This is a genomic window from Ruoffia sp. FAM 26254 (assembly GCF_045528545.1).
Taxonomy (GTDB): Bacteria; Bacillota; Bacilli; order Lactobacillales; family Aerococcaceae; genus Ruoffia; species Ruoffia halotolerans.
In genome coordinates this window covers 36,726-43,080 of the sequence record NZ_JBGQQY010000016.1, presented here as the reverse complement: position 1 = coordinate 43,080, position 6,355 = coordinate 36,726, and the positions used below count along the sequence as shown (strand labels likewise).

Below are 6,355 nucleotides of genomic sequence, written 5' to 3'. Positions count from 1 at the left end.
GTGTCATCGATTGCACACAAACGGAACACGATTCCACGGAAATCCTTACACTACCGAACACCGTTGGAAGTATTTTTGAGTTACTTAGATGAAGCAGTTTTGTCTAGCTTAATTTGACAAATCAAATTTTTAAAATTCCGCTTTGGTCATAAGGCTTTAGGTATTCTTAGCAATTAAAGTGGAGTACGCACCAATTACTTGATACGCAGGGTATTATAATTGAAATGTAGTCAATCTCACAATATTAATGTTACCCATAATGCAATTTGGCTGTGAGGCTTTATTCGATGATCTCCATATTTTTGATCACCATATAAAGGTGAGCCAATTGCTTGAAACTGTACCCGAATCTGATGTGATCGGCCAGTATGCAATTGAACTCGTACTAATGACATACCGTGCTGATAAGCTAGAACTTCATAACTTAAGTAAGCCTTTTTAGCCTGGTTATGATTTTTATCAACAGTGTAAACTTGATTCGTTTTACGATTCTTCCAGAGGTAATGTGTCAATGTCCCCTTCATCCTAGGTAACTTCCCCATTACTACGGCCAGATAATATCTTTTCAAGTCATGTTTTCTTAATGTATTAGATAATCTGGATCCCGCTTTTGATGTCTTGGCAAATACCATCGCACCCCCGACAGGTCTATCAAGCCGATGCACTAGTCCTAAGTAAACATTAGCTGGCTTCTTATCTCTGACTTTTATAAATTGCTTTAGATGATTGAGTACATCTAAATCTTTACTACTATCTTCTTGTACAGGAACATTAACCGGCTTCTCAATAACTAAAAGATGGTTATCTTCGTACAAAATTGGCACATTCATAATACCCTCCTATAAATATAATGTATCTATCCTAACATGGAAAAATAAAAAGGCAATAGGATGCTGTTTAATTGTTATAACGTATTATTTTTATAATTGCTTATTTTAAACAAAATGAATCTATGGTGTATTAGCATTAGATATCCCCCTTGTATATAAAGCGATAATTCCTTTCATTAGTATGAATTAAATTCTGTGATATAATTTATACTATCAAAGAATTCGCTTATCATCTAATTATTCTCAATGAAAGAAGGAATGCATCATGGCAGAGAAAGAGACAAAAGCAAAGGTAATTGATCGTTATATTGTGCAAGCTGATATCGAAGGTTTTTCATATACTATGGATTATACTGAACGAATGCCTGAATTTACTAGTCAGGGTACTTCACCAACTGGACTATTATTAGTTTCTTTATCTGGGTGTCATTTGATGACAGCAGTATCATACTTGAATATGAAAAAGATAGAATTTTCACAATTAACTGCTCGTGTGGCAGGTGATTTTATTGATGAGAACAGAGAGTGGCGATTAGATGCATCTGTTGAACTTGTAACTGATGCTATATTGAATGAGGATCAATTAGCTGGGTTAGAACGTTTTATTCACCGCCATTGTAAAGTTTCAAGTATTTTAAGCAAAGGCAATAATATCAACTTAAATATTAAATTAGTATAAAAAATAGAAGTGGATAGAATACCTATCTCACTTCTGTTTTTTACTTTATAACTCTATTGTCTCACCAATTACTGGAACATAACCCACCCCATTAGCTAATAATTTGGTAAATTGTGCCGGATCTTGTTCAATTAATGGGAAAGTATTATAGTGAATTGGTACAACTTTCTTTGCATTTAACCATTTGGCTGCAACGGCTGCATCTTCTGGTCCCATCGTAAAATTATCACCAATTGGAATAAATGCTAAATCAATATCATTGAACTCGCCAATTAATTTCATATCTGAATATAAGGCTGTGTCACCAACGTGATAAAATGTTTGCTCATCAGCTGTTATCAAAATCCCAGTGGCTAAGCCAAGTGTAAAAGGTTTTCCATCTATTTCAATTGATGATCCATGAATAGCTGGTGTTAACTTAACCCGCCCAAAGTTAAAGTCATGAGCACCACCAGGTTGCATACCGTGTAAATTCTCTAAACCTAATGAATTTAAATAGCCAACAACTTCAACAGTGGATACAACCAATGCGCCAGTTCTTTTAGCGAGAGCCATAGTATCTCCAATGTGATCCGAATGTCCATGGGTCACTAAGATAACATCTGCTTCCACCGTATTCGCATGTAAATCAGTCAATCCATTCCCAGTAATAAAAGGATCAATTAATATTTTTGTGCCATCTTGTGTTTTTATACTAACCACAGCATGTCCGTGAAATTTTGCTTTCATAATAATTAGTACCTCCTCAAAAATAAGTCATGTAACCGCTCCATACTATTTAGTTTAATGATTTCATAGAAACAATTCAATGAATACACTTGTTAGACATACTCATCTTCTCAAATTAAAATACTAAATTAACAAATTCCAGTTTCACAAAAATAATCTGCAAGTCGAAATTATAATTGAGTATTCCAACTTTCAGATATGGCTTTTTATACAAATCAAAAATTTTCACCGCTGAACATTTCATCAGATGCTACTACTATCTCAATATTTTTTTAAGCACCTTACTTTTCAAAGAAAGCTAGAACTGGTTTAGATTGTCTAAAATTTAAGTAAGGTACAACTTTCATTTTGTAAACTCCATAGTTAAAATACTATGCATCCTTATTTGTCTGGCTCTGCCCTCCTTACTATTAAAATAGTATCACTAATACAAGAAAAACATTCGAAATAGCGATTACACACATACATGAATGTACTAAAAAAGAGCATTAAAACTGAACATACTTGCAAACAAGTCAGTCTCAATGCTCGTTATGATTTATTAAGTAAAACCGATTAACTTATCTATGTGAGTTATTAAATATTTGCTTTCTTTAGAATATTTGCAATAAATGGTGCCTCTACTGTATCAACATTGGCAAAGCCATCAATATTCATGCGTTCAAAGTTTCCATTTACCCCTATAATATGTCCTGTAGGATCAACCATTGCATCAACACCGACTTCTTCTGCAAAGAACGTTGTATATTTGGAGATGATTTGGTCTTTAAATTTATTTTCATCCAATTCAACACTTAAATGATAGCCTGCCAAAGCTGTCGTATAACTACCCGCTTTCGCGTATTCTGTTTCTTTAATGACTTCAGCATTTACTAAAGTTGAAAAAAATTTTTCAAATGGATTTACCTTAAAGTCAATTTGTGTTCCTTGTTGAACACGGCCAAATTCTATTAAACCACTGCGGACAAAGCCAGCAAATGATGCGCCAATAGCTAGAATATACTTATCTTTGGCAAATGCTTCTAATTCGGCTTTGATGTCTTTAATTAGTAGTTTAATCGCTTGTCCATACTGTAGACGATTAGATAGTATTGAGCCATCAGAGAAAGCTAAGACATCATAGTCAGATAATTTACTTGCAAATTCTTTGACTGATTCTTTGTAACCTAATTCCTCTTTGATGATAAAGAAATCAACATGTTCAGTATATCGTTTAAATGATTCATACAGATCATATTCACCATGCACTCCCGTTATGACTGGGATTAACACTTTGGCATTCGATGATATTTCTGGAATCTCTAATGCAGGTTTTACATCTTCAGAATTAGATACCAATTCAATGTCTGAGAATACATCAGCTAATGGTTCTGCATAAAGACGAGCCAATTCTTCTAAAGAGTATGTTTGATCAAATTTTGCTTCATCACTGCTATTCGTTTGAGCAACTATGACCCCACCTTCAACTTCAACATCAGAAGCGACTTCTACTAAGAATCCTAAGGCAGATTTTTTATGTAAGTATTCTGCTTTCATTTCAAAACCGATCGCATTACCTAGAGCCATTTCAATCAGATTCATTTCAATCGTCTTATCGTCCATGGTTGAGATTGAACGAACTTTATTCTCGTTAATTAAGTTCGTAATCGTTTCAAAGGTAGCTTTAATTTCATCAGTATCTAGTAAATCATCTGCATTTAATCTAGCTTCTAATAAAACAATTTTTGAGTCTATAGATTTAAATTCTCGCGAATTGACTTTTGTAAAGTCTGTTGTTGCAACGGCAAAGCTAATAAGTGATGGTGGGACTTCAATATCTTCGAAGGTACCACTCATACTGTCCTTACCGCCAATGGCAGCTAAACCTAATTGTTTCATTGATTTAAAGGCTCCAAGTAAGGCAGCAGTCGGTTTTCCCCAACTATTCTCATTCACCATACTCTCAAAGAATTCTTGTAATGTTAAGCGAGTTTCTTGATAAGGAACACCTAAGGCCACAGCTTTAGCTACTGAATTAACAACGGCATAATAAGCACCGTGGTATGGTGAGAGCGTTGCTAGATCAGGTTTGAATGAAACAGTCATGACTGAAGCAGTTGAAGTATCTTGGCCTAAGACAGGTATTTTTGCGACCATTCCTTCTTGAGGAGTTATTTGCTTCTCCCCACCTAATGGTGCAAGAACTGTATTTTTCCCAATTGTAAAATCAAAGTTTTGTGATAATGCTTTTTGACTCGCATTTTCAATCGATTGTAACTGAGTTAATACATGTCGTGAATCAGAAAAGAATTGACTTACATCAGAATAATTAATGATAGCATCAGCTGCTTTGGCTCCACCATTCGATTCTAAGAATGAACGTTTTATGCGGAAAACCTCTTCACCGTTATAACGCATCACCATATAAGATGAATCAGTCACTTCTGCCACAACTGTCGCTTCTAAGTCCTCAGCTTCTGATAGAGTAATAAATTTATCAACATCATCTTTAGAAACGACAACAGCCATTCGTTCTTGAGACTCTGATAAGGCGATTTCGCTAGGATCCATTCCTTCATATTTAGTCGGAACTTTATCTAATTCAATGGTCAAGCCATCAGCTAGTTCACCAATAGCTACTGATACACCCCCAGCACCAAAGTCATTCGATTTCTTAATTAAGCGCGTAGCTTCTGGATTACGGAATAAGCGAATAATCTTTCGTTCGATGGTCGGGCTCCCTTTTTGGACTTCTGCCCCTTGTAGTTCGATTGATTTCTCAGTTTGAACCATTGAAGATCCAACTGCTGCACCTAATCCGTCACGTCCAGTACGTCCACCAAGTAAAATAATTAAATCCGTAGGTTCTGGTTTGATACGTACAACGTTATCAACTGGAGCAGCAGCAACTAAGGCACCTAATTCCATTCTCTTAGCTTCAAAGGCGTCATGGTAATATTCGCGCACGTAACCAGCACTTTGTCCGATTTGGTTACTGTAGTCACTATATCCCATAGCAGCACGTTGTGAGATGATACGTTGTGGTAATTTACCATCTCGTGTTGATTCATATGACGCATTCGGGTTTTTAGCTCCAGTAATTCGCATCGCTTGATGAACGTAACTACGACCTGAAAGCGGATCACGAATCCCCCCACCAATACATGTAGCCGCCCCTCCGAAAGGTTCAATCTCAGTTGGGTGATTGTGAGTTTCATTTTTAAAGTAGAGTAAATAATCTTCTTCAACACCCTCAACATCCACTTTAATGCGAATACAACAAGCATTCACTTCATCAGATTCATCTAAGTTATCTAACAGACCTAATTGTTTTGCATGTTTTGCATTAATCGTTGCAAGATCCATTAATGTAACTGGCTTAACTTTAGGACGATTAGCATAGACTGAATCACGCACGTCATTATACTCTGCGATAGTAGCTTCAATGGCTTCTTGGTATTTACCTTCAGTCACGGATATGTCTGTTAATTCAGTTAAAAATGTCGTATGGCGACAGTGATCTGACCAGTATGTATCGATGACTTTTAATTGGAAGACAGTTGGATTAACTGCTTCTGATTGAAAATACGCTTGAACGACTTCAATATCAGCAAGGTCCATTGAATAATCTTTAATTAACTCTTGTAAGCCAGCCGTATCTAAATCATTAAAACCTTCTATTCCTTGTAAATCTAAGCCTTGGCTGACTCCCATATCATAATTTAAAGCATTAAAAGAAACGAGTTCAGTTTCTGTTTCATTAATATAATATGTTTTGAAAGTTTTTACTTCGACTTCAGTTAAACCTTTTAAATCAATAATTCTTGAATGATGTAAAGAAAGATCATGCCCTTTAATATTTTGTATAATACGGTTAGTCATCTCTTCGACCTCATCATATTGCCCCAATACTTGGCGATAACGAAAAGCAGTGGAAATGTTAAATGACTCTAAGTTTTCGTAAATAAGACCTTGTTCAAATAAAGGCTCTACTAATGTTAAATCACCTTCATCCGAAGTTTCAAAAACGTCATATTGCTTTACTGCTTGCAAGTTTGTTAATTTCAAGAAATGATGCGCTTCTTTTAATAAGAATGAAGAATCTGGCGCTGGTACTACAATAAATTTGCTCATTAAA

The 6,355-nt window shown here is 35.5% G+C and carries 4 protein-coding genes and 1 pseudogene; 2 read left to right on the top strand and 3 right to left on the bottom strand.

Annotation, left to right across the window (positions count from 1 at the left end; genetic code table 11):
* Window positions 1-117: pseudogene (locus tag ACEN3Z_RS05855) on the top strand (IS30 family transposase); the annotation flags it as partial.
* 119 nt (window positions 118-236) lie between these two features.
* On the opposite strand, the gene ACEN3Z_RS05850 reads toward ACEN3Z_RS05855, so the two are convergent.
* Window positions 237-830: an RluA family pseudouridine synthase gene (locus ACEN3Z_RS05850; RefSeq protein ID WP_407090046.1), complete on the bottom strand. Its 594-nt coding sequence runs from the start codon at window positions 828-830 to the stop codon at window positions 237-239.
* A 265-nt stretch (window positions 831-1,095) separates the two neighbouring features.
* On the opposite strand from ACEN3Z_RS05850, the gene ACEN3Z_RS05845 reads away from it, so the two are divergent.
* Window positions 1,096-1,509: an OsmC family protein gene (locus tag ACEN3Z_RS05845; protein ID WP_407090044.1), complete on the top strand. Its 414-nt coding sequence runs from the start codon at window positions 1,096-1,098 to the stop codon at window positions 1,507-1,509.
* Window positions 1,510-1,554: 45 nt separating this feature from the next.
* Here the strand turns inward: ACEN3Z_RS05845 and ACEN3Z_RS05840 are convergent, their stop codons facing one another.
* Both ACEN3Z_RS05840 and ACEN3Z_RS05835 read right to left on the bottom strand, forming a co-directional pair.
* The gene (locus ACEN3Z_RS05840) at window positions 1,555-2,238 is read right to left on the bottom strand and encodes a metal-dependent hydrolase (protein WP_407090043.1); all 684 of its coding nucleotides are present in this window, start codon (window positions 2,236-2,238) and stop codon (window positions 1,555-1,557) included.
* 576 nt (window positions 2,239-2,814) lie between these two features.
* Window positions 2,815-6,351, bottom strand: coding sequence for a phosphoribosylformylglycinamidine synthase (locus tag ACEN3Z_RS05835; protein ID WP_407090041.1), 3,537 nt, complete (start codon window positions 6,349-6,351; stop codon window positions 2,815-2,817).
* Between the last annotated feature and the right edge of the window lie 4 nt (window positions 6,352-6,355).